Below are 24788 nucleotides of genomic sequence, written 5' to 3'. Positions count from 1 at the left end.
CCGAATGGAAGTTAAAGGGCTGGATGAGCTGGAGCGGCAGTTAATGGCCCTGGGCGAAAAAGTGGCGACGAAGGTATTGCGGGATGCCGGGCGCGAAGCGCTAAAGGTCGTCGAGGAAGATATGAAGCAGCATGCCGGCTTTGACGAAACGTCTGCCGGGCCGCACATGCGGGACTCAATCAAAATCCGCTCTTCCACCCGCAAGGGTAAAGGGAACGCGGTTGTAACGCTCCGTGTTGGCCCCAGCAAGCAGCACCATATGAAGGCGCTGGCGCAGGAGTTTGGCACGGTTAAACAGGTTGCAGACCCCTTTATCCGACCCGCCCTGGATTACAACCTCCAGACCGTTTTGCGCGTGTTAACCGTGGAAATCCGAAACGGCATTGAAAACAGGTAGCATCCGCTGCCGTATAAAAAGAGAGAGAAACATGGCTGATAAAACTTCGCCTGAATATGCGATGTTGCCGGCGGGCACCATTGTGAAATACGGGGAGCCTGGCGCTGCCACGTCAGCGCTGAAACCGCTGATTAACTGTAAAGCGCTGGGTGCAATGGGGCAGACGGGGGGCTTTGTCGACTGCACCACGTTACTGGATAAGCAGAAACAGTCCATCAGCGATCTGCCTGACGGGCCTGAAAAGTCACTGGGCTTCATTGATGATCCGGGCAACACCGATTTTGCCGCGCTGCTGAACGCAGCAGAGGCCCGCAAGACCATCCAGTTATACGTCGAATTACCCAACAAGCGAACAGCGACGATGCTCCTGGCGCTGTCCGGGTGGCAGATGAATGAAATCGCCGCTCCGGCGAATGAGGTCATCCAGATCACTGTTCAGGGTAAACAGAACAAGATCGCCTGGGGAACCGTCGCTGTCTCCGGCGGCGCCTGATTAACTTAACCTTTAAACAGCCACCTTCGGGTGGCTTTTTATTTTTAAGGACTACCTGTGAAAGATAAAGATTACCTGTCCACGCTGAAATCCGCGTTGCTTAAATCGGAGCCAACCGTCATTAAAACCGAGTTATTTGGCGCCACCGTATTCATCCGCCGCCTGACCGGGGATTACCTCATCAGCTACGAAGAGAAAATGGCTGAAACCGCAAAAGCTGGCGCAGCGCGCGAGGCATCGGAGCAAGTCATCCAGATCGTCATCGATGCACTGGTTCAGCCGGATGGAACGGCCATTCCGGATGAATTTAAACCCACGGCAGCCGAGCTGCTGAAGGCCCATGAAAACCCCGAACTGCTGGCCGCTGTGGAAAAAGTGAAGCAACACGCAATCGGCAAGCTGGAGGAAGCAGAAAAAAACTGAGTGACTCGCCCTGGCTGGAGCTGATCTTCTGGCTGGCCGACCGCTGGGGCGAGCCTGACCCATCCAAAATTGCCGCATTGCCGGCCAACACTCTGTACCACTGGCGAGCCTACTTCCTGAAACAGGGCACTTTCCGCCGTCCTGGCGATGAAAACGCGCCACCTACCGAAACCACACCTGCGCCATCCCGGGTCGATGATGAATGCGCGGCAGTCATGAGGGCATTAATGTAATGGCAGACGTCGCATCTTTAGCGGTCGGGCTGCACCTGAACGCAGCCAGTTTTAAATCCCAGCTGCTGGGAGCGTATGGCGATGCGGAGAACCAGTCACGACGGTTTAACCGTAATGCCCAGGCGGACGCGAAAAAGACGGAGGACGCCTATAAGAAGGTCGGTCTGTCGATATCCGGGATGGCCAGCCGGCTGGCGGGGCTGGCAGGAGCCGGCCTTTCCATCGGCACGATCGTCACCACGTCCAGACAATATGGACAGGCATTATCAGACCTGCAGGCCATCACCGGTGCGACTGCAGCTGAAATGAAAGCGCTGGATCTGGCTGCGCAGGAAATGGGACGCACGACAGAGTACAGCGCCAGCCAGGCCGCCGAAGCGCTAAAGCTGATGGCGTCGGCTAAACCGGAACTTTTAAAAACGTCCGATGGACTGCAGAAGGCTACGAACAGCGCCCTTATCCTGGCGCAGGCCGCCGGCACAACGTTGCCCGATGCGACCAGAACGCTGGCGCTCTCCTTAAACCAGTACGGGGCGAGCGCGCAGGAGGCGGATCGTTATATCAACGTGCTGGCCGCCGGCGCGAAGTACGGGTCGTCGGAGATTGTGGATACGGCGGCTGCCATTAAAAATGGTGGCGTCGCAGCCGCACAGGCCGGCGTTGGTTTTGAGCAGCTGAATGCCGCGATTCAGGTGCTGGCAGAGCGTGAAATTAAAGGCGGTGAAGCCGGCACGGCGCTGCGTAACGTCATCCTGAATCTGGAAAAGGGCACGGACAAGAGCCTCAAGCCGTCCGTGGTTGGTCTCAGCCAGGCGCTGACCACTCTTTCCGGGAAAAATCTTTCCACGGCCCAGGCCGTAAAACTGTTTGGCGTGGAGAACCTGAATGCGGCGTCTATCCTGGTCCAGAACCGTTCAAAGCTTGATGAGCTGACCGCTTCCCTGACCGGTACCAAAACGGCGCATGAGCAGGCATCCATCAGGGTTAACAACCTGAACGGCGATTTGCTGGGGCTGAGCAGTGCGTTTGAAGGGATGGTCATTAAGATCGGCCAGAGCAGTAACGGGCCACTCCGCAGCGGGATTCAGGTTGCCACGGAGGCACTGAACAGCCTGGCAGACAATTTCAACACCGTCTCCAGCGTGGCGCTTTACAGCCTGATCCCCGTGTTATCCACGAAACTGACTGCAGGGCTGCGGGAGAATATCGCGGCCTGGCGGGAAAGCCAGGCGGCGGTAAAAGCGCGGGCGCAGGCTGATGCGGATATTGCCCGCAAAACGCTGGATTCGACAGCTGCCATCCTGAAACAGAACGACGCTGAGTTTGGCCACTACCGGCAGATGGAGCGGACGGCTAAACAGTACGGGATGAATATCAGTTACCAGGATGAGTTTACCCGGCTTATCCGGCAGGAAACTGAGCAAACAAACCTGGCCAGCCAGGCGAAACTGAAACTGGCGGCGGCAAACCGGCAATTGTCGATATCAGCCCGTGCGGCCTCCGTTGCGGTGGGCCTGGCAAGAGGCGCCCTGGCTTTTGTTGGTGGTCCGGTTGGCGCGGCGACGCTGGCTGGATCTGCATTACTGTATTTCCATCAACAGGCAAAAGAAGCCCGGCAATCGGCCATTGATTTAAAAGATGCCGTAGTGGAAACCAGTGAAGCGCTGATGCGCCTCTCGCTTAACCAGTTAAATGTGAAGCAGTTCGACCTGGAGGATAAGTACGAAAACCAGGTCGTGCAGCGTAACCAGCTGATAAAAGAGATTCAGGATGCCGACAGTCGTATCGACAGCCTGAAAGGGTTTGACCCCTTCGGCCAGCTGGAAGGGGTGACAAAAGACCAGACGCGGGCGCGGGCGGATCTCGATAGCGTTAACGAGGGACTCCGCAAAACCGAGGAAAACATTAAGCGTGTCAGTGATGCAAAAACACTGGCTCAGCTGGGTTTATCGGGAAAAATAACCTCCCTAACGGACGATCTGAAAGGAGCGTTAAGCACGCCCCCCAAAGAGACCGGAGATGGAAATCCCTGGGGCGGCGATGGCGGTACCGGCACGGGGAAAGGCAGTAAGTCCCAGGTCGACCAGTTCAAAACGCTGCGGCAGCAAATTGAAGAAGCCCATGCGTCCAGCCTGGCCAGAATTAACCTGCAGGAAAAGGACAGCAACAGGGAGCTGCAGGAAGCGGCGAAGAAAAATGGCGCCAGTGATGCTGACCTGCAGCGCGCGCTGTTAATGAATGCAGAGAACTACCAGAAACAACGACTGGATCTGGCCGCGCAGTATTCCCCCGCTCATGAAACTCTGCGAAAAGAGCAGGAAGCCAGCCGGGACCTGGCTGAGCTTTTCAAAGCCCGCCTTCTTGATGAAAAAGAGTACCAGGCCGCACGAATAACGCTGGCCAGAGATACTGCGAAAGAGCTGCTGCAGGCGCATGCCGATGAAATCGCTGCGCCGGCACTGGATATCGCCGGCGAAGTTGATCCACTGGTCTCGCTGCGCAATCAGCTTGCGCAGCGGCAGGCATTGCTGCAGGCGTACTACCAGGGCAGCGCGATCAGCAAAGAACAGTACGAAATGCTGATGCAGAAGGCGACGAAAGAATCCGCCGATGCGCAGTATCAGACGTCACTGGAGTTATACCGATCACAGGGAGAATTCCAGAGCCTGGCCGTCGGGTTATTCGAAACGGCCCATGAGCGCTCAAGCAACTTCCTGACGAGCATGCTGACGCGGACGAGAAGCTTTAAGGAGAACATGGCTGATCTGTTTTCCTCGCTCACGCAGTCGATCATAAAAAACCTCGTTGATATGGCCGCTCAGGCGCTGGTCACCAGTACCGTCATGCAAACCATTATGGGCGTGGTGGGAGCTGGAGTGAGTATTGCAGGTGGTGTTTCTGGAGCGGCTGATGTCGGCGCAGGAACTGCGATTCAGAATGCGGGTAATAACTTTAACTTTCAAATACCGGGTTATGCCAAAGGCGGTGTCTTCGATTCTCCTTCATTAAGTGCCTACAGCAACCAGGTCTACGACTCTCCGCAGTTCTTCGCTTTCGCAAAAGGGGCCGGCGTATTTGGCGAGGCCGGGCCGGAGGCCATCATGCCGCTGACGCGTGCCGGCGATGGTTCGCTGGGTGTACGCGCTGTCGGTGGTGGTCAGAACGCCGGCGCGTCGGAAGGGCCAAAAGTCTATATCACGATTGAAGGCGGAAACACCTCAACGCAGGCGCCGTCTGGTTTTGAGCAGTTTGGCCAGCAGATCGGCTCGTTTGTGGAGAAAAAATACAGGGAGCTGATGGCGCAGGATATGCGCCCTGGCGGGATGGTCTGGAATGCAGTTAAAGGGCAACGTTGATGGCTATTGAGATATTCACCTGGAGTCCGCGGGTTAATCCCCAGCAGACCGTTAACTTTCGTGTCCGGAAGGCGCAATTCGGTGACGGGTATGCGCAGGTATCCGGCGATGGTATTAACACCCGATCACAGGACTGGGAGCTGAGTTTTGTCGGTACGGAGGACTATATCCGTCCGATTAAGCAGTTCCTTGATCGTCATGCCGGCACCCGCGCGTTTCAGTGGACCCCGCCTCTGGAAGAGGTGGGGCTTTTCCGCTGCGAACAATACAAACCGGTTCCGCTGGGCGGCGGAAATTACTCACTTTCAGCCACTTTTATTCAGGCATTTAAACCATGAGCCTTAACGCGAATTATCAGAAGTTAGAGCCAGGCGATGAAGTTCGTCTCCTGGAGATCGATGGCCAGGCGTTTGGCCTGGACGAGGTTTTGTATTTCCACGGCTATAACGTTCCCCATACTGCAGCCGAAATCCTCGCCGCTGGCGGCGACCTGGATAAGCTGCCGGCGAAAAGCATCTGGTGGCAGGGGCGGGAGTATAAAGCCTGGCCATGTGAAATCGAAGGGATCGAATCCTCCACCACGGGCAGTGACGCGCAGCCAACGCTGCGGGTAGGGAACATCGACGGGAAGATATCCGCGCTCTGTCTTCATTACGACGATCTGGCTCTGGCGCGGGTTGTCATCCACGACACGCAAAAACAGTATCTCGATGCGAAGAACTTTCCGGACGGGAATGCCTCAGCTGATCCGACGCAGGAGAAACGGCGCCTTTTCTTCATTGACGTAAAGCATTATGAAGACGATGAGAAGGTGGAATTTACTCTCTCCAGCCCGTTTGCCCTGCAGGGGATGATGATCCCCACTCGCCAGCTGCATGCGATTTGCACCTGGTGTATCCGCAATCAGTACCGCAGCGGTAACGGGTGCGACTATGCCGGCACCCGGTATTTTGACAGGAACAATCAGCCAGTTGATGACCCGTCGCAGGATGTCTGCAACGGCACGCTCACGGCCTGTAAATTACGTCATGGTGAGAATAGTGAACTGCCGTTTGGCGGGTTCCCCGGCACCTCATTAATCAGGAGCTGATATGCGTCAGAAAACGATTAAGGCCATCCAGGAACATGCGGCCGCAGAATATCCGCGCGAGGCCTGCGGCCTCGTCGCCCAGAGGGGCCGAGCGGAGCGTTATTTCCCCTGCCGGAACCTGGCCACAGAGTCGAAAGATAATTTTGTGCTGGCGCCGGAGGATTATGCGGAGGTTGAGGAATGGGGAACGATCACCGGTATTGTTCACAGCCATCCTGATGCCACCACCCAGCCGAGCGAACTGGATAAAGCGCAATGCGACGCGACCCTTCTCCCCTGGCATATTATCAGCTGGCCAGAAGGCGATCTCCGTACCATCCACCCGCGTGGTGAGTTGCCGCTCCTCGAGCGACCATTCGTGCTGGGCCACTACGATTGCTGGGGCCTGGTGATGAGCTATTTTCGGCAAACCCACGGCATCGAGCTGCACGATTACCGCGTCGATTATCCGTGGTGGGAAAATGAGTATCCGGACAATTTTTATCAGGACTGCTGGTATGAATGCGGGTTCCGTGAGTTTGATGGTCCACCGCAACCGGGTGATATGGTGATCATGCAGGTGCAGGCGGATAAGTGGAACCACGCCGGGATTCTTCTGGAAGGGAACCTGCTGCTGCATCACCTGTATGGCCATCTCAGCAAGCGCGTGCCGTATGGTGGGTACTGGTTAGACCGAACGATGAAAATCGTTCGATACCATTCTCTGTGTTAATCTTTTGTGGCATTTGAATTAAAAACAAAAGGGACAAAGAGATGAAAAAAATTGCACTAGCTTTAGTGATTGTGGGAATTAGTGGGTGTGCGACTAAACCAGTAACAAATGAACAGGCACAAAATATACCCGCCAAGCAAATATTAGACTCATCGTTTTTCTCTAAAAAAGAAGGTACGGGCGAAGTTATTATAAAGCGGGACTCTGGTGTTATGGGAAGCGCTTGTATGACGCGAGTATATCTTGATGGAAAAGAGATAGCTGATTTAGATACTGCCCAAAAAGCTGTGATTTATCCAAAAGTAGGGAATCATATATTTAGCGCATGGCCAAAAGGAATGTGTGGTGGTGGCATGAGTGAGCAATCAGGGACAGTGATTGATGGAAAAACATTAATGTACCGAATTGGTTATGGCACCAATGGGGATTTTGGAATATACCCCACAGCTTTTTAACTTATCTTTATGAGAAGAACCGCCATCAGGCGGTTTTTTTTGGAGAAAGAAATGCAAGAAGTTATGACGCGTATTGAATTAAGTGGAATGCTCGGTAAAAAGTTTGGGAAAACTCATCATCGTCTTATTTCGTGCATCCATGAAGCAGGCATAGCGTTGGCGAAAACGATACCAGGCTTCGAAAAATTCATGATTACCAGCAAAGAGCGTGGACTAACCTATGCGGTATTTAAGGATGAAAAAAATATAGGTCTAGATGACTTAGGATTCCCCATAACCGGGGAAGTAATTCGCATTGTTCCTGTAGTCATTGGTAGCAAAAAAGCCGGTTTTCTTCAGACTATTTTGGGTGCGGTCATCGTTGCGGTTGGAGCTATAGCCACTTTCGGATTCGGCCAGGCGTGGGGCGTAAACGTAATGATGGGAGGCGGCGCCATGATGCTCGGCGGCGTCGTTCAGATGCTTTCTCCACAGCCAGCAGGCCTGGCACGAAAAGAATCCGCTGACAATAAAGCGTCCTACGCCTTTGGGGGCGTGACGAATACTGCCTCTCAGGGATACCCGGTCCCTTTGCTTTATGGCAAACGCCGAATTGGCGGCGCCATTATATCTGCCGGTATTTACGTAGAAGACCAGCAATAAGTTTTATTCAGTAAACCATCCAATTCAGGCCACCTTGCGGTGGCTTTTTTTATGGGCGTAATATGGCAAACAACATAATTAAAGGGCGCAAGGGTGGCGGCTCAAAGCAGCGTACACCGACGGAACAGCCGGATGATTTACAGTCCGTTGCGAAAGCCAAAATTCTGCTCGCATTAGGTGAGGGTGAATTTGCAGGTGGTTTAACCGGTAAAGATATTTATCTTGATGGCACCCCGCTTGAAAATGCTGATGGTTCGCAAAACTTCAGTGGTGTTTCCTGGGAATTTCGCCCCGGCACGCAGGCTCAGACTTATATTCAGGGTATTCCCGGTACTGAAAATGAAATCAGTGTAGGAACGGAAGTTTCCAGCAAGACAGCCTGGACCCATACCTTTACTAATACCCAGCTTTCTGCCGTTCGTGTCCGCCTGAAATGGCCGTCCCTGATGAAACAGGAAGATGACGGCGACGTGGTGGGCAATACCGTCAAGTATGCGATTGACCTGCAGACCGACGGCGGCGCCTGGCAGACGGTGCTGGAAACCGCTGTCACGGGTAAAACAACCTCCGGTTATGAGCGGAGCCATCGTATTGATCTGCCCCATGCCGGCAGTACCTGGACGCTACGCCTGCGTAAAATCTCTCCGGATGCAAACAGTGTCAAAACTGGCGACGTGATGACGCTGCAGAGCTATACCGAAGTGATTGACGCGAAGCTGCGTTATCCCAACACCGCGCTGCTTTATATCGAGTTCGACTCCAGCCAGTTTAATGGCTCCATTCCGCAAATTTCCTGTGAGCCGCGTGGGCGCGTGATTCGTGTGCCGGATAACTACAATCCGGAAACCCGCGAATATACCGGCGTCTGGACCGGCGGGTTTAAATGGGCCTGGACGGATAACCCGGCCTGGATCTATTACGACATTGTTATAGCTGACCGTTTTGGTCTCGGTAATCGTCTGAGCAGCGCCAATATTTCGAAATGGACGCTGTACCAGATTGCACAGTACTGCGATCAGCTGGTTCCTGACGGGCGTGGTGGTGACGGCATGGAGCCGCGCTATACCTGTAACGTCTATGTTCAGGAACGCAACGATGCTTACACCGTGCTGCGAGACTTTGCCGCCATTTTCCGGGGCATGACCTGCTGGAACGGTGAGCAGATTGTTGTGCAGGCTGATATGCCGCGTGATGTCGATTTTACCTATACGCGCGCCAATATTATCGGCAAACCCCGTTATTCGAGCAGCAGCAGCCAGGTTCGGTACACCAACGCCCTGGTTTCCTGGTCTGATCCGGATAATGCTTATGCTGATGCGATGGAGCCGGCGTTTATCCCGGAACTGGTTTCCCGCTACAGTTTTAACCAGCTCGAACTGACCGCGATTGGCTGTACGCGCCAGAGCGAAGCCCACCGTAAGGGGTTGTGGGGCATACTGACCAACAACAAAGACCGGGTCGTTGAGTTTGATGTGGGGCTGGACGGTCGCATTCCTCAACCCGGTTATATCATTGCCCTGGCGGATGAGTTGCTGGCCGGACGGGTCAACGGCGGGCGAATCAGCGCGGTGAATGGCCGGGTGATTACGCTGGATCGTGATGTGGATGCCAAACCTGGCGACCGTCTCCAGCTAAACCTGCCATCCGGTATCTCACAGAGCCGGACCATTCAGGCTGTTAACGGACGCCGGCAGATTACGGTCACAACGGCATACAGTGAGACGCCAGAACGGGAATGCGTCTGGGCCATTGAATCTGATGACCTCTTCCTGCAGCAGTACCGGGTTACAGGGGTAAAAGAGAACAGCGATGCCACCCTCACGATCACCGGCGTGGCACATGACCCGGATAAATTCGCCCGCATCGATACCGGCGCGATTATCGACCAGCGCCCGGTTAGCGTATTGCCGGCGGGCAACCAGTCACCTCCTGACGATATTGTCATCACATCCCGCTCGGTCGTGAATCAGGGGATCAGCGTCGAAACGATGCAGGTTAACTGGTCAGCGGTCAGCGGCGCTATTGCCTACGAGGCACAGTGGCGCCGTAACGACGGGAACTGGATTAATGTGCCGCGCAGCTCGACCACCTCGTTTGAGGTCAGCGGCATTTATGCCGGTCGTTACCTGGTTCGTGTCCGCGCGATCAATGCGGCGGAGATCTCGAGCGGCTGGGCGTATTCCGAAGAGAAAACCCTGACCGGCAAGGTCGGCGAGCCGCTGGCACCGCTGGCGCTGGCAACCCGTTCGCTGGTTCATGGGGTCCAGGTTAGCTGGGAGTTCCCGACCGGCTCCGGGGATACGCTGCGCACGGAACTGCAGTACAGCAAAAACCAGGACGGCAGTGCGCCAATGCCGTTATCAGACGTGGCCTATCCGGGGAAAAGCTATCAGCAGATGGGCCTCAGTATGGGCGCCGAATTCTGGTATCGGGCGCGCCTTGTGGATCGTCTTGGCAATGAAAGCCCGTGGACCGGCTGGGTCCAGGGGATGGCCAGCGATAACTTTGATGACTACTACGAAAACCTGACCGACGCGATCAAGGATACGGCTGCCTGGGAGGAAACGCAGCGCACCATTAGCGAAACACAGGAAGGTATCCGCAATACGCAGCAGGAACTGGAGCAGACCGCTGAAGCTCTGCGTAAGGAAGCCGAAGACCAGGCGAAGCAGGTCAGCCAGGATATTGATGCATCGGCGAAAAGCATCACGGCTGATGTTGACGGGAAGATCTCCGCCGTGAATAAAACCATCACGGATGAAATCACCTTAGTTAATGAGACCCTCGACGCCGATATTGCAACAGTAAACCAGGCTCTTGATTCTGGTCTGGCTCAGGCAAACAAAGGCGTTCAGGAGGCAAAATCCGCCGTCGCAGATGCGAACAAGCAGATCGCAACTGTGAACAAGTCGCTGACCGACAGCATCACCCAGGTAAGACAGTCAGTCACCGATACGGCTGCGGAAATCAACGCCACCATCGACCTGGAGATTGCCAGGGTCAGCAAAACGCTGGCCGACGGCGATGCCGCATTGAATGCGCAGATAAAGACTGCCGAAAATGGCCTGAAGCAGTCGCTGTCTCAGGTCAACACCACGCTGACCAGTGCGGTGAAGCAGGAGACCGCGGATCGTATCGCCGATGTTAACGCGAAGGCGGCACAGGCCGCTGATGAACTGCTGGCGGCAACGCAGGGGATTGAGGCGAGTATCGAGAGCCTGACTCAGGTGATGAAGACCGCCGATGAAAATCTGGCGCGGGAAATGTCCAGCCTCGCTGCCGGCGCTAATATCCAGTTCGATTCGCAGGTTATCTGGCATTTCAACAATCAGACGACCGAGGGCTGGACCGGCAGCGCCGGCGTACCGGGTGTGTCACAGGATGGCTGGTTACGCCCGGCGGACAGCGCCACCGATCCGTACATTAGCTCTCCTGGCGGGCTGGCTGTCGATGGTGCGGCGTACCGTTTCATCATGCTGCGCTTTCGTAAAACCGGCAAACCAGTCTGGGCGGGTGAGATCCGCTGGGTGTCTGCCGGCGAAAACTTCAATAACACGAAGCGATACATTGTTGCTGAGCCGGAATATGCCGATGGGGTGGCAACCCTGACGGTGCGTGATATTCCGTGGACAGGGAACATTGATCGTATTCGCCTTGACCTGACGAACCAGCAGGATGCCAGCAACTTTATCGAATTCGACTGGATCGCCGTTGGCCGGCCAGCACCCGGCGCCAGTACGGCGGCTCTGCAGGATGTGCGCAGTACGCTGAGTAACGCGCTGACCGCCGAAGCGCAGGCACGCAGCACGCTGGCGGCGCAGATGCGTGGCTCCTATGATGGGAGCGATCTGGAGAAAGTCACCTCCGGGCTGCTGTACCAGGAAAAAACCGCGCGCGTTACCGCCATCTCGGCGGAAGTTAAGGCCAGAGAGTCCCTGCAGACGCAGTTTAACGACAACAAAGCTGCTGTTTCTGGTGAACTGAGTTCTCTGACGACAGAGCAGAGCGCGCAGGCGAGCCGTATCGGTGGCCTGGAAACCAGCCTCGGGAAAAAAGCCGATGCGGCCGCGCTGACGTCCCTGACGCAGAAAGTTGAGCAACAGGGCACCACGCTGACATCGCAGGGCGCCGCGTTAACATCGCTCACTAACCGGGTTGGCCAGACGGAAACGGGCCTGGCTGGTACGAATGAGGCACTGAGCGGGCTGCAGTCTGTTGTTACCCGGCAGGGCGACAGGATAACCAGCCAGGGTCAGTCCATCACGAAACTGACGAGCGATTTGGGCACGACAAATGCCGCGCTGGCGAAGAAAGCCGAAGCGGCTGCGGTCACTGCCTTAACGCAGCAGGTAGAGCAAAACGGGCGGGATATTCGCAGCAATACTGACAGCATCACCAGCCTGTCAAATCAACTGGTCAATGGCCAGCCGAATCGCTGGTCCCGTCGACTCTATCCTGTGCAGCTGGCTAACGCCGGGACAGTCCCGTCATTCAGCGATGTTCGCGCCGTGGCGCCAACGGTCGTGGATGAGGTGGCCGACGCGGCCAAACTGGACTTTACGTCCGCCGGCAGCTATCTGATCGCGCTGTATTCCTGCCAGGTGAAAGTGGCCGCAGATACCACCATCACACTGGCGCCCGGCGCCAGGGTTTTTGATGATACCGGCGCCATATTTGTGAATGGGGTACAGGTCGCCTGGGGTAACGCCAGCTGGAATACCGTCAGTTTTGAACTGAAAGCCGGCTGGAACACCGTTGAGTTTCTGGTGAATCAGTGGACCGGCCAGGCGTATATCAACCTGGGCCTGAAGCTGTCAGACAAGGTTGCTGAGATGTACTCCGGTCTCGGGGTTTCCGCGCTGGCAAACGCAGCCGGCGTGCTCAGCTCGAATGTCAGCCAGATTGGCAACGATGTGGTCAGCAATTCGCAGAGTATCACCCAGCTCCGGAATGCGCTGACGCAGACAGACGCGAACGTGGCCAGCAAAGCGGATCAGACGGCGATGAACTCGCTAACCGGACGAGTGGAGAAGACGGAATCCGGGCTGACGGCTGCTAACGCCAACATTACCTCGCTGAAATCCGCTGTACGGGCCGGAAACGCATCAGGCGGGGATTTAATTCCCAACCCGACGTTTGACCCGGCGTATGACCAGATGGGGTTCAGCGTGGTAGCCACAACGGCTGAGGAGGTCCCGCCGGGCTGCCCGTATGGTTATGCGGCCCGAATTGCCAGCCGGGATCACCATCCTAACTTTGCCGCGTTCCCGGCCACGCTTAACGATGTGATTGAGATCAGCGCACTGGTTGCCTGCGGCGCCGGCACGGCGAATTTTAATCTGTATGTTGGCACCGCCGTTCGGCCAGATACGAGCACCGGTGCGCCACTCATGGCGGGGGGCGGGAAATCACCCTCCGCGACCTGGCAGAGAACCACCTGGCGCTTCAAGGTCACGCAGGCGATGGTGGACAGGGGTTATATCCGCCCGTTCCTGCAGATCTCGCAGAACAGCCCGTATGGCACCGTATGGTTCGTTACGGACTGGCATATGCGAAATGTGACAGCGGCGCAAAAGGTTCAGGATACTGCGGATGCCACGGCGGCGGCGGTTGACTCCCTGACCACCACCGTGACGCAACAGGGTAATCTGCTGACCTCGACCGGCAACCGGACAACCCAGCTGGAAAACGGGCTGGCAACCACCAATGCCGCAGTGGCCAAAAAGGCTGATGCGACAGCGGTGCAGGATTTGACCAATACCGTCACACAGCTGGGCAACGATCTGACTGCTGCGAACAGCGCCATCACGAAACTGACCGGAAATCTGGCGAATACCGATAAAGCGCTGGCGCAGAAAGCCGATGCGACTGCGCTGGCCACGCTCGACACGAAAGTGACGCAGCAGGGTAAAACGCTGGAGAGCCAGAGCAATTCGCTGACGAATCTGTCGAACAGTCTCTCGCAGGTTGCGGCAGATATCGATGCCAGCGGTCAGATACCGGGTAACCTGGTCGTGAATCCCTCGTTTGAACGTGGGCTGGATGGCTACACCGGGCGGTCAACCGCGACCAGTGTGGTGGAGGTTTCCGTTCCTCACAGCGGGACGCGGGCGCTGAAGGTTGATCCGGGGAATGTGACTCCGGGGCAATACATCCCGTTTGTTCAGGGGCGAACCTATGAAATCGGGGTGTGGGTCAAGGAACCCGGAGCGACGACGGATAATGGTGCGGGGAATAACAAGCTGCGGATCGGCAATTCTGCCGGCCAGCCGGTTTTTGAGCGTCCATACAACAGCGGTACGGTGGGGACAAACTGGACCCTGATTTCCGGTCGCTGGAAAGCGACGGAGACAGCCAGCCTGCCGGTGACGCTGAGTAACTATCTGATTAGCGGCAGCCGCTACTTCGATGATTTTTACGTCACTGACGTTACCGACCGGGTGGACATCGATGCCACCGCCGGCGCCGTTACCGGACTGACGAGCCGGGTCAGCACAGCGGAAGGGGCCATCACCTCACAAAGCCAGCAGCTGACGAACCTGCAGAACAACCTGAACACGACCAACAGCAATGTGTCGAAGAAGGCCGATGCAACGGCACTGACTTCGGTCGATAACCGGGTGACAGAGGCAGAAGGGAAACTGACCACACAGAGCCAGCAGCTGACAAATCTGGCGAATGTGCTGACGGCCACCCGCAACGCCGGCGACAACCTGATCCCGAACTTTGATTTTCTGCAGGGCAGCACTGCCTGGGATATTCAGTATCCAGCCGGTGTGACCTTTGGCGATTTCGGGGACGGGAAAGCGGGGGTCCGGCTGAACCGGACGACCACGACCAGCCCAGGCATTTTCTCCAACAACAACAAGCCGGTGCCGCTGAATGGCCAGCGCAAGTATCGGGTGGTGGTGAAGGCCAAAGGTGTTTCCGGCGCGATGAGTCTGCTGATCCGTCGCCAGAACAAAATCGGCCAGACGGACAGTACGTATGAGGATAAAACGGTCACGCTGACCACTGACTGGCAAACCATCACCTGGGAAACCGGATTGACGGCTGCCGGCGCGGACGGGCAGAACTTCAAACTTTATTCTCATCCGGCAAACGGTGAAATCTGGCTCGATTCCGTCCGGGTGTTTGATATCACCGATGAAACCAACATCAAGGCGACCAGCGATGCTGTTTCGTCTCTGACCGGGACGGTGATGAACCAGGGGAACACCCTGACATCACAGGGGCAATCCATCACGGCGCTGAATAACGCGCTGGAAGGGGTCAAAGGCGATGTGGCGAAGAAGGCTGATGCGTCGGCGGTCAGTTCACTGACCAACCGGGTTACCCAGACTGAAAAGGATATCCGTGGCCAGGCCGACAGCCTGACCAGCCTGAATACATCGCTGAAGCAGCAGGCGACACGGGGAGCCAACGTACTGCCGGACGGCAGTTTTGAATCCTATGCCGTCGGCGATGTTCTCAGTAATGCCCGCGCCGTTATCACCAGTGAAGCTGCGCACAGCGGGACCAAAAGCCTGCGTGTTACGCGCAGTACGGAGTACAACCCGAACGCGACGGATAATAACGATACCCATATCTTTTCAGGCATGCAGGTTCGCGATAACGCGGTCTATTACGTGGAGGCGTGGGTTAAGTTGCCGGCTGGCTCGACTGCCGATCCGACCGTTTATATGGTGCTCGGATTTTCCTTCCAGGATTCTGCCAATGGCTGGTCGTGGCCTGGCCTGAACGTGAAAGTCTCCGGGTTGTCGGTGGACAACTGGACAAAAGTCAGTGGCTATCTGACCAACAACCGAACCGCGCTGAAACAGGCAATGGTGAGGATCTCCATCCCGAATACACCAAAAGTTCGCCTGGGTGACGCCTTCCTGATTGATGATCTGATCATCACTGACGTGACCGATGCGAAAGCGGCGCTCGATGCCGCCGATGCGAATGCGCAGGCGCTTTCCAGTCTGTCCGCGTCAGTCACGCAGAACGGGAAGAATATTACGTCTCAGGGCAGCGCGATCACGAAACTGCAGTCGGATGTGATGCAACTTGGTAAGGATATCAGCGGCAAGGCCGATGCCAGCGCGCTGACGAATCTGACGACCCGCGTGACGGCTACCGAAGGCAGCCTGAAATCGCAGGGAGACAGCCTGACCAGCCTGCAGAACAGCCTGAATACGACTAACAGCAATGTGGCGAAGAAGGCTGATGCAACGGCGCTGCAGAGCCTGCAGAACACCGTTGAACAGCATGGCAGGGATCTGACCACGCAAAGTGGGGCGCTGACCAGCCTGCAGAACAGCCTGAACACGACTAACAGCAATGTGGCGAAGAAGGCTGATGCAACGGCGCTGCAGAGCCTGCAGAACACCGTTGAGCAGCACGGCAAGGATCTGACCACGCAAAGCGGGGCGCTGACCAGCCTGCAGAACAGCCTGAACACGACCAACAGCAATGTGGCGAAGAAGGCTGATGCAACGGCGCTGCAGAGCCTGCAGAACACCGTTGAACAGCATGGCAGGGATCTAACCACGCAAAGCAGCGCGCTGACGAACCTGGAAAACAACTTTTCCTCCCTGGCCGTGGGCGGGACCAATCTTATCCGCAATGCGGACACTCTGGAGGGATGGAGCAGCCGCCACGCCACAGAAACCTATCTGGGCGACCGCGTGGCCTACACCCGGCTGGCGAAAGGTGCATCCGGCTATACCCAGCTGGATGAACAGACGCTGGACGTTACCGGGCGTACGGAATTTGTATTCAGTTTCTATGCGAAAGGGGCTTATGACGGGCAGGAGATGGCGAGTTATTTCTATAACCCGTCGAACACCACCATCACGGAAACCAGCCAGGGCGTTAAAGGCGGGGCCGGTGACGGCAAGGCGGTCACGAAACTGACCACCGCATGGGCGCGTTACTGGGTGAAATGGGTTATTCCTGCCACCAGTGGCACCAAACGGCTGATTGCCGCGCGTCTGGAAAGCGCGACGTCTGCCGACAAAGAAGTCTGGCTCTGCCGCCCTCAGCTGGAAACCGGGACCGTGATGACCGACTGGTCACCGAGTCCGGATGATGCGGCCAGCGGTATTACCGCGAACACATCGGCCATTAATAGCCTCACCAGTCGGGTGACGAACGCCGAGGGGCAACTGACCGCGCAGTCTCAGAGCATCACGAATCTGCAGAACAGCCTGAACACCACCAACAACAACGTGGCACAAAAGGCCAGCGCGCAGTCGGTGAGTGATCTCACCAGCCGGGTCACCAGTGCGGAAGGCAAAATCACCTCCCAGGGGCAGGCTATCACGAAGCTGCAGGGCGATTTGAGCAGCACCACCGATAAGGTCAACACCAAAGCGGATCAGACGGCGCTTAACGCGCTGACTGGCCGGGTGGAGAAAACCGAAGCAGGCCTCACGGCAGCCAACAGCAACATCGTCAGCCTGACGGCAGCGGTGAACGCCGGGAATGCTGCCGGGGATGATTACATTCCAAACCCTTCATTTGATCCGGCGTATGACCGTATGGGTTATGACGTGGTGGAGACCACCGCCGATGGTGTGCCGGCTGACTGCCCGTTCAGGTATGCCGTCCGGCTGGCCGGGCGAGACCATGTGCCAAAAATCAACAACATCGCCGTGACACCGGGCGACGTTTTCGAAATGTCTGCTCTGGTAGCGTGTGGTACAGGCAGCGCCGACTTTAATTTCTATATCGGTCGGGCCACCACCGCCACCGGCGGTATCGGGGCGAGAGCGTCCGGGGGCAACACTAAGACCACCTCCGCGTGGAAACGAACCACCTGGCGCTTTACTGTGCCGGCTGACACGAACTTCCTGCGACCGTTCCTGCAGGTTAATCAGTCCAGCCCGTTCGGCACCGTCTGGTACGCTGCCGACTGGCATATGCGCAACGTGACGGCGGCGAACAGTGCGCAGAAAACCGCAGATGCGACCGCAAAAGCGGTGGATTCACTGACCACCACGGTTAGCCAGCAGGGCGATACGCTCAGCAGCATCGGCACGCGGACCACCTCGCTGGAGAACAGCCTCCGGTCGACAAACGATACGGTGAGTAAAAAGGCTGACACGACAGCGGTGACGCAGCTGCAGGGCACGGTGACGCAGCAGGGAAATGACATCGCGGCAGCCAACAGCGCGCTGACTAAACTCAGCAGCGATCTGGCCACGACGAATGCGAACGTGAACAAAAAAGCGGACGCAAGCGCGATGAACACCCTGCAGAACCAGGTCACGGAGCAGGGCAAAACACTCAGTGCGCAGGGGGATTCTCTGACGCAACTGAGTAACAGCCTGAGCCAGACGGCAGCGGATATTGACGCCAGCGGGAAAATGCCGGGCAACCTCATTGTCAACGGCAGTTTTGAGCGCGGCGCGGCGGGCTTTACCGGCTGGAGCAGTACCGCGACGGTGGCCGATTTACAGGTTCCGCACTCGGGTAACAAGGCGCTGAAAATGTCCGCCGGCCAGTCGAACCTGGTCGGACAGGAAATCAGTATCACGCAGGGCCGTACCTACCGCATGGGGGTATGGGCGAAGCAGGACCCGGGGACCACGATTAAAGATGCGGGTAACACGAAGTTTCGTGTGGCCGACAGCACTGGCCTGCTGGTCGGCTCAAACTACGGACCGTTTAGTTCTGGCTGGCAACTGGTAACGTTTGACTGGAAAGCCACGAAGACCACGACGGCCAGTTTCCAGCTGACGACCTTCCTCAGCGCGGGGGCAATGTATTTCGATGATTTCCATGTCCTCGATGTTACGGATGAAAAGGATATCGCAGCTAATGCCGGGGCCATTTCTCAGATGAATACCCGCGTCACCGCTGCGGAAGGGGCTATCACCACCCAGGCGCAGCAGCTGACGAAACTCAGCGGCGATCTGGCCGTCACGAATGCGGCGGTCAGTAAGAAGGCCGAGCAAAGCGCTGTCACCGGGTTGACCACCCGGATGACGTCTGCCGAGGGTAAACTGGATTCGCAGTCGCAGCAGCTCACCAGTCTGCAGAACAGCCTGACCACGATGAATACTGAGCTGGGTAAAAAGGCTGACACGTCCGCGGTGAGTTCACTGACCGGTCGCGTCAGCCAGGTGGAAAACACCATCACCAGCCAGTCGCAGAGCATCACGTCGCTGACCAGCACCATCAATACCATCCGCACTCAGGGAGCTAATCCTTGGGTTGACGGTACGTTTGAAAGCTACAGCGATGGCCAGGTGCTGGGCGGGAACGGCACCGCCGTTGTGGTGGCGTCTCAGAAATTCACCGGCGGTAAGAGCCTGAAGTTGAGACGGGATGAGAACAACAGCGGCAACAGTGATAAACAGCTTGGCACCTGGCAGTCAGTCCGTGAGGACGCGAAGTTCCGGTTTGAGTTCTGGGCCATGATGCCGGCGGATCAGGCGCCCTCCTCCGGGTGGACAACGCTGGTCGGTATCCAGTCGCAGAATGCTGCCGGGCAAAATGCGTGGCAGGCGGCGGTCACTGTCAGCGAAGCCTCTCTGGGCGCGCGCGATAAGTGGGTGAAATTCACGGGGATCGCCAGTAACAACGGGGCAGGCAGAACACGTGCGGTGGTCTGGATCTCCACTCGTGGCGCCACCGGCAACGGTACCCCTGGCTATTCACTGTATATCGACGATCTGGTCATCACGGATGTTACCGATGCGAAAGCGGCACAGGATGCCTCTGACGCGACGGCGAGCGCCGTGAGCGGCCTGACGGCGCGCGTAACGGATGCCGAAGGGAAAATCACTGCCCAGGCGCAGCAGCAGACGGCACTGGCCACGAAAGTGGATAATGCCAACTCCCGCGTCGATAACATGGCGAAGACGCTAAGCGACAGCCAGAGCACACAGGCCAGCCTGAATACCTCGCTTCAGTCGCAGATTGACGCGCAGGCGGCCGCCAACATCAAAAACCAGACGACGCTGGACAACACGATTAAATCGGTGGCCAGTATCACCAGTACCCAGCAGACGCATGCAACGGCACTGGAGGCGCTGGCAACGCAGCAGACGACCCTGACATCCAGTGTCGGGGATCTCAGCGCTTCCGTTCAGAACACCGCCAAAACCGTGGCGGATGTGAATGGTACGGTGAGTTCGCTGTGGTCGATGAAGGTTGAGACGGTTAACGGGAAGAATGTTGGCGCGGGGATTACGCTGGGCAGCAATGGTGAAACGAGCGACATGATCCTCTACGCTGACCGCTTCTCGCTGTTTAACCGTAATAATGCGACGGCTGTTCCGGTGATGGTTGCCGAAGGCAATGAGCTGTATATCGATACGGCACGTATCAAAAACAGTTCCCTGACCTCAACCAAAATCGCGGACGGTTCCATCACGAACGCGAAGATCGGCAACGAGATCCGCTCGAATGACTTTGTTGACGGGTCACGCGGCTGGCGTATCGCCAAGGATGGCTCTTCGCAGTTCAACAACGTGATCGTTCGCGGTGCGGTTTATGCGACTGACGGCTGGTTCCAGGGTACGGTATATGCGAACCACATCGAGGGCGACATCGGGTCATTTGCGATCAACATCGCTCAGCACCGCACGCGCAAGGTGCCGAAGGCTACATGGCAGTGGTTTGAGCTGGCCCGGTTCCGGCGGCAGAATTTCGACCAGGTGATCAATATTCGCGGTGGACTCCTCCAGACGGATAGCATCACTATCGACGGCGGCGCGAAACTCAGAGCGGGGATGTCCTACGCGCCAGGGGCTGACGGCGGACTGAATCCTGGCTATCTGTCGTATGCAATGCTTCTTCGTGGCACAGGCGCTACGTCTGGTGGCGGCAGTATGGAGCTAGGCATTGAGCTTATGTATGAAACAGGTGGAGCAACACGCCTGTTAACGGCGCAAGAGTCAATGAACGTAGACAACATGTCATTTGTCGTCCCTGCCGGTACTGGCGACGCTGTTCTGCGATATGGCTGTTACCTGGACCGTAACGGACAGATGGTATTAACCATCCTCTCAAGATTCGACGCCTTCGCCGCGCGCAATAACAACGTAATTCGCGGTTCATCAACCTGATAACAATATATGGCCCCGCAAGGGGCCTTTTCTTTTTCCAGGGAAAACCATCCAGGAGGAACTTTATTATGGCGATGTATGAAGTCGGTACCGTCACGGGTGCCGCGTCGCAGGCACGGGTGACAGGTGCGACAACAAAATGGTCACAGGAGGCGCTGGGGATACTGCCCGGGTCGATTCTAGTGGTCTACCGCAGCGGTAGTGCTGACCTGTATGCGATCAAATCCGTGGACAGCGACACGCAACTGACGCTGACCCGGAATATCACCACCGCATTTTCCGGTGCCAGTTACGGCATTATTACCGCTGAAACCGCCAGCACCTCGTCGTTTGCTAACCAGCTGGCCAGCGCGTTTGCATTCTGGCGTAGTGTAGTGGAGGGCTGGTCGATGGCCCTGACCGGCAGCGGCAATATCACCCTGACTGACCCGATCACAGGAAAGCAGGTGACCGTGCCGGCGATAGGCGGGATGGCGAAGGCATCGGATCTTAACGCGCTGGCAAAACTCACCGGAGGAAACAAACTCGACGGCTCGCAGGTTATAACCAGCGATAATGCCGGTTTTATTCTTGGCAGGAACAACGATATTGGACTGGTCAAAAAATCAGGCACCTACGGGAAGCTAATGGTGGGCAGCGGAACGCGCTTCAGCGTGGTGAAAGGAAATAAGGCGACCATCAGCCCTGAAGATACCCAGACGGAGATTATGGGGGTCGATAGCGCCGGCAATCTGGCTGTTCCGGGCAACATCAGCGCGGGGAAATATTTTGCGCAGGCCATTGAGCTATCGATGAGTACGCCATACATCGACTTTCATTTCAACGATAGTACCGCCGATTACACAACACGGCTTATCGAGAACGTAGCAGGTGAGCTGACTCTCGAAGGGGCCTTTATGTGTAAAAAGCATCTATACGCCTGGGGAGCACTCATGGCGAGAAGCGTTGCCCCGAGCAATCCAGCGAATGGACAACTGATCACCGGCGCACCGTTCCAGTCGATGATTCAAGGGCGTGGCGGCTTTGGCGATGCCCGTGGTGCGGTAGCAAACTATTATGTTGAGGAGTCTGTGGGTTCGGAGCACAGGGCGGTTGTCTATCTCGATGGTTATGGCCGAACTGATGCATGGATCTTCCGTGCTGGCGGCACCATTTCCACTGGCAAAGGGGACGTCCTGACCACCGGCTCAGACGTGCGGCTTAAAGAGGATTTTACGGAATCTCGGGAAGGTGCCTCCAGGCGCATTAACGCGCTGGGGGTATGCGAGTTCAACATGAAGGGTGAAACGCGCCGGAGGCGTGGATTTATCGCCCAGCAGGCTGAAAAAGCTGACGATCTGTATACTTTCCTCGGCATCGAGCAGGAGATTGATGGCGAAAAATTCAGGGTGATGAATGTGGATTACACGGCAATCATTGCCGATCTGGTTACGGTGGCGCAGGGTTTACTGGTTAAAAATCAGGAACTGGAAAGGCGTATATCTGTGCTGGAGGGAACTTGATTGTCCTGTGATTAGCAGCTGAAAAAATAACTGAATATAAAAGGCCCCTGCAATGCAGGGGCCTTTTTTTATGTGGTTTATTTTTTTTCTAACTCTGACTCAAGCAACTCTTCAATTTTTTGCATTAAGCTGGATGGTATCTTCCGGTTATCAAATTTTAAGGTAACGTAGTTACCGCTATATTTAGCAACAACCCCTTCACCATATGCTTTTTCGGTCTTTTGTGTATCTTTTGCATTGGTCTTAATAAAATCCTGTAATGCCTGGATAATCCTCATAGGTTCGAATTTTTCACCCTGCTTCTTCATGCGTAGCAGCTGCTGCGCCGCATCGAGCATAGCTTTCTCGTTTCCCTGATATATCTTGAACAAGTCATGCCCCGCACGGGCTGATAGCTCACCAGGATGTTGAAAAATGGCGATGATATCTTTAGGCAGGCCAGCTGTGTTGATACAGCGGGTTATGATATTGCGGTCCACCCCTTCCGCCTCAGCTAAAGCTTTTACGCTGCCGTCAAAATCTTTCAGGCGGCGCTGATATTTTTTGCCCCGCTCATATGCGCTTGTTGGTCGATAATCGTTGCCGATTTGAGAGAGCCACTGCATTTGTTCGTCATCGAGATCACCGACTAATACGCGATAATCGCAACCTGTAATGATGGCTGTTTTTCGGCGCCGAGAACCATCAGCAACCTCTATGATGCCTGCAGTTTTGCGAGCGAACGCCGGGTTCTGCTGCCCCGAAGTGAGGAATGACGGAACGAGATCGGCCAAGGACGTTTCGTTGAGCAGGTCTGTTAACGTTACGTCCACACACAGGCAGCATAATACTGTTTCCCGATAATGAACTAAGCTGGCGTTGCAAATCACCCACCATCGGTGACACAGGCTGTGATGCGGGCGCCTGGTGCGTCTTGCTCATAATGCTGTCGATGTTGGGGGCATTTTTTAAAATAGAGCGCTGTTTCACAATTAGTCCTCCCAACGAGGTTTAATCAAGTCATCGAAAATTTCTTGGCAAACAGGCTCCCAAATAGAGACTGCATTTCGCCAGGCGTTAAGTGTTGAGCGCTGATAAGCAGCCTGCTCAAATACCGTACGCATTTTTATTTGGCCCTTTCCTACTTCATCTGTCACCCTGACAACTTGACGCAGAACCATCGACCCCCACGTATTTCTTATCTGCTCTTCCATCCAGCGAGACTGATTACCAGTAGTCAGGCTGTATTTGGTTAGCAGCAGTCGTACCACCGGCTCGAAACCGCCTAAATCAACGGTTTTTAGTAGGTCCAGAAGCATGGTGAAGAACTGCAGAACGGATGAATAATCAAATAGCTCTGCAGGGGTAGCTACGACAATAATATCGGCGGCACAAACAACATTAATCGTCCCTGTTCCGAGGTTAGGAGCGCTATCAATAACGATAATGTCATAGTTATCCCATACGGATTCTATAGCAGCCCGTAGCATCAGGTGAGGCGGATGAGGTAGTTTCCCCTGGGCATGGTATTGCATCAGGTCTGTTTCGATAGTATTCTGCGTTATCACGTTCACCCAGATAAAATGGCAACAAAGTATCATCGGCGTGAATGTGCAAGTCAGGAACATAGCCATGATACATAGAGGCGGTTCCTTGCGGATCATTACCTTCAATGAGTAGAACTCGGTGGCCCTGTAGCGCTAACCATTGGGCTTCAGCCACCTTTATGCGACATAACAGCTAAAACGGCTGGATTTTTATCGGCTGGCCGTTGATTAGGATTACCGAAAATACTCCGCATATGGCTAATTTGGTCGATGGTATAGCCAGCACGACGTTCGACTCGACCACGTAATTCAAAATCAGGTGGTGGTAACCGCCCATTCTTTTCAGCATCTCTAATTGCTTGCGGTGAAACGCCGATTAAATCAGCAACCTCGGTTATCCCCCAGCGACGAGTAATCTTACGTGCTTCAGGGCTATCATCACCAAATTGCGCTATGGCAATGGCTTGCGTCATCTCTTGTCCGCGGCTGATACATTCCTGTAGTAAATTGATAAGTGACATTCCAATTCCCCCTCTTAGGAGTTTTTTCCTTTATGTTTTTTATCCTACTTTATGTTTTTAACGCAAAGCAACGTAAAAAACGCAAAGCTTGAGATAAAAAGCAAAGTTTATGATTTAACCACCAAAAACAACCTTTTCGTTCACTGAGGCAATGCATTATGAGTAAAAGCTAAGATAAGCAGAGAAGGTTAAAACCTAACTTTATGTTTTTTATAGATTAACTATCTATAACTGCATCATTTTATTGGTAGGTAACACGTTGATTTACCATCATGTTTTATCTCATGAGGACTAACCAACCTATGTGGCACCAAAACATAACACAATCAGAAAACATAAATTAATATTAATTTTTAGAGACACTAAATCTGCAA

At 55.4% G+C, this 24788-nt stretch carries 14 protein-coding genes; 11 read left to right on the top strand and 3 right to left on the bottom strand.

Annotated features, from left to right (window positions below; all coding sequences use genetic code 11):
- The first annotated feature begins 4 nt into the window (after positions 1-4).
- The 11 genes from IE151_RS17060 (at position 5) to IE151_RS17005 (ending at position 22367) form a co-directional block, all read left to right on the top strand.
- The gene (locus IE151_RS17060; RefSeq protein WP_014907811.1) at positions 5-397 is read left to right on the top strand and encodes an HK97-gp10 family putative phage morphogenesis protein; all 393 of its coding nucleotides are present in this window, start codon (positions 5-7) and stop codon (positions 395-397) included.
- Between the two features lie 31 nt (positions 398-428).
- Positions 429-890, top strand: a complete 462-nt coding sequence (locus IE151_RS17055; RefSeq protein WP_023328090.1) for a hypothetical protein — start codon at positions 429-431, stop codon at positions 888-890.
- Positions 891-947: 57 nt separating this feature from the next.
- Complete coding sequence (locus IE151_RS17050; protein ID WP_014228914.1) at positions 948-1313, top strand: phage tail protein; 366 nt, start codon at positions 948-950, stop codon at positions 1311-1313.
- 232 nt (positions 1314-1545) lie between these two features.
- Positions 1546-4902, top strand: a complete 3357-nt coding sequence (locus IE151_RS17045; RefSeq protein WP_182267944.1) for a phage tail tape measure protein — start codon at positions 1546-1548, stop codon at positions 4900-4902.
- Positions 4902-5240 carry a phage tail protein gene (locus tag IE151_RS17040; RefSeq protein WP_032418052.1) on the top strand — a complete coding sequence of 113 codons (339 nt, stop codon included), beginning with the start codon at positions 4902-4904 and terminating at the stop codon, positions 5238-5240. The genes IE151_RS17045 and IE151_RS17040 overlap by 1 nt, the downstream gene beginning before the upstream one ends.
- Positions 5237-5992, top strand: coding sequence for a phage minor tail protein L (locus IE151_RS17035; RefSeq protein WP_023289191.1), 756 nt, complete (start codon positions 5237-5239; stop codon positions 5990-5992). The genes IE151_RS17040 and IE151_RS17035 overlap by 4 nt, the downstream gene beginning before the upstream one ends.
- 1 nt (position 5993) lies before the next feature.
- Positions 5994-6704, top strand: coding sequence for a C40 family peptidase (locus IE151_RS17030; RefSeq protein WP_147001560.1), 711 nt, complete (start codon positions 5994-5996; stop codon positions 6702-6704).
- Positions 6705-6745: 41 nt separating this feature from the next.
- Positions 6746-7159 carry a hypothetical protein gene (locus IE151_RS17025; protein ID WP_065519968.1) on the top strand — a complete coding sequence of 138 codons (414 nt, stop codon included), beginning with the start codon at positions 6746-6748 and terminating at the stop codon, positions 7157-7159.
- Positions 7160-7210: 51 nt separating this feature from the next.
- On the top strand, positions 7211-7801 hold the full coding sequence (locus IE151_RS17020; RefSeq protein WP_065519970.1) for a tail assembly protein: 591 nt from the start codon (positions 7211-7213) through the stop codon (positions 7799-7801).
- Between the two features lie 62 nt (positions 7802-7863).
- Complete coding sequence (gpJ, locus tag IE151_RS17015) at positions 7864-20865, top strand: TipJ family phage tail tip protein (protein ID WP_210310909.1); 13002 nt, start codon at positions 7864-7866, stop codon at positions 20863-20865.
- A gap of 68 nt (positions 20866-20933) precedes the next feature.
- Positions 20934-22367, top strand: coding sequence for a tail fiber domain-containing protein (locus IE151_RS17005; RefSeq protein ID WP_117136663.1), 1434 nt, complete (start codon positions 20934-20936; stop codon positions 22365-22367).
- Positions 22368-22444: 77 nt separating this feature from the next.
- Here the strand turns inward: IE151_RS17005 and IE151_RS17000 are convergent, their stop codons facing one another.
- From IE151_RS17000 to IE151_RS17895, 3 genes are all read right to left on the bottom strand, one after another.
- Complete coding sequence (locus IE151_RS17000; protein WP_346432519.1) at positions 22445-23179, bottom strand: ParB/RepB/Spo0J family plasmid partition protein; 735 nt, start codon at positions 23177-23179, stop codon at positions 22445-22447.
- A 159-nt stretch (positions 23180-23338) separates the two neighbouring features.
- A complete protein-coding gene (locus IE151_RS17900; protein ID WP_280517252.1) occupies positions 23339-23980 on the bottom strand; it encodes an AAA family ATPase in 642 nt (213 codons plus the stop codon).
- A gap of 80 nt (positions 23981-24060) precedes the next feature.
- Positions 24061-24414 carry a hypothetical protein gene (locus IE151_RS17895; protein ID WP_280517251.1) on the bottom strand — a complete coding sequence of 118 codons (354 nt, stop codon included), beginning with the start codon at positions 24412-24414 and terminating at the stop codon, positions 24061-24063.
- Positions 24415-24788 lie beyond the last annotated feature (374 nt).

Source organism: Limoniibacter endophyticus, assembly GCF_014652835.1.
Lineage (GTDB): Bacteria > Pseudomonadota > Alphaproteobacteria > Rhizobiales > Rhizobiaceae > Limoniibacter > Limoniibacter endophyticus.
Note: the sequence above shows the minus strand (reverse complement) of the source record. Positions and strands in the feature narration are given on the sequence as shown.

Coding starts and splice junctions, on each gene's coding strand:
- IE151_RS17055 (WP_023328090.1), top strand. CDS start 429: ATGGCTGATAAAACTTCGCCTGAATATGCGATGTTGCCGGCGGGCACC.
- IE151_RS17035 (WP_023289191.1), top strand. CDS start 5,237: ATGAGCCTTAACGCGAATTATCAGAAGTTAGAGCCAGGCGATGAAGTT.
- IE151_RS17895 (WP_280517251.1), bottom strand. CDS start 24,414: ATGTCACTTATCAATTTACTACAGGAATGTATCAGCCGCGGACAAGAG.
- IE151_RS17030 (WP_147001560.1), top strand. CDS start 5,994: ATGCGTCAGAAAACGATTAAGGCCATCCAGGAACATGCGGCCGCAGAA.
- IE151_RS17020 (WP_065519970.1), top strand. CDS start 7,211: ATGCAAGAAGTTATGACGCGTATTGAATTAAGTGGAATGCTCGGTAAA.
- IE151_RS17060 (WP_014907811.1), top strand. CDS start 5: ATGGAAGTTAAAGGGCTGGATGAGCTGGAGCGGCAGTTAATGGCCCTG.
- IE151_RS17025 (WP_065519968.1), top strand. CDS start 6,746: ATGAAAAAAATTGCACTAGCTTTAGTGATTGTGGGAATTAGTGGGTGT.
- gpJ (WP_210310909.1), top strand. CDS start 7,864: ATGGCAAACAACATAATTAAAGGGCGCAAGGGTGGCGGCTCAAAGCAG.
- IE151_RS17005 (WP_117136663.1), top strand. CDS start 20,934: ATGGCGATGTATGAAGTCGGTACCGTCACGGGTGCCGCGTCGCAGGCA.
- IE151_RS17900 (WP_280517252.1), bottom strand. CDS start 23,980: ATGGCTATGTTCCTGACTTGCACATTCACGCCGATGATACTTTGTTGC.
- IE151_RS17045 (WP_182267944.1), top strand. CDS start 1,546: ATGGCAGACGTCGCATCTTTAGCGGTCGGGCTGCACCTGAACGCAGCC.
- IE151_RS17040 (WP_032418052.1), top strand. CDS start 4,902: ATGGCTATTGAGATATTCACCTGGAGTCCGCGGGTTAATCCCCAGCAG.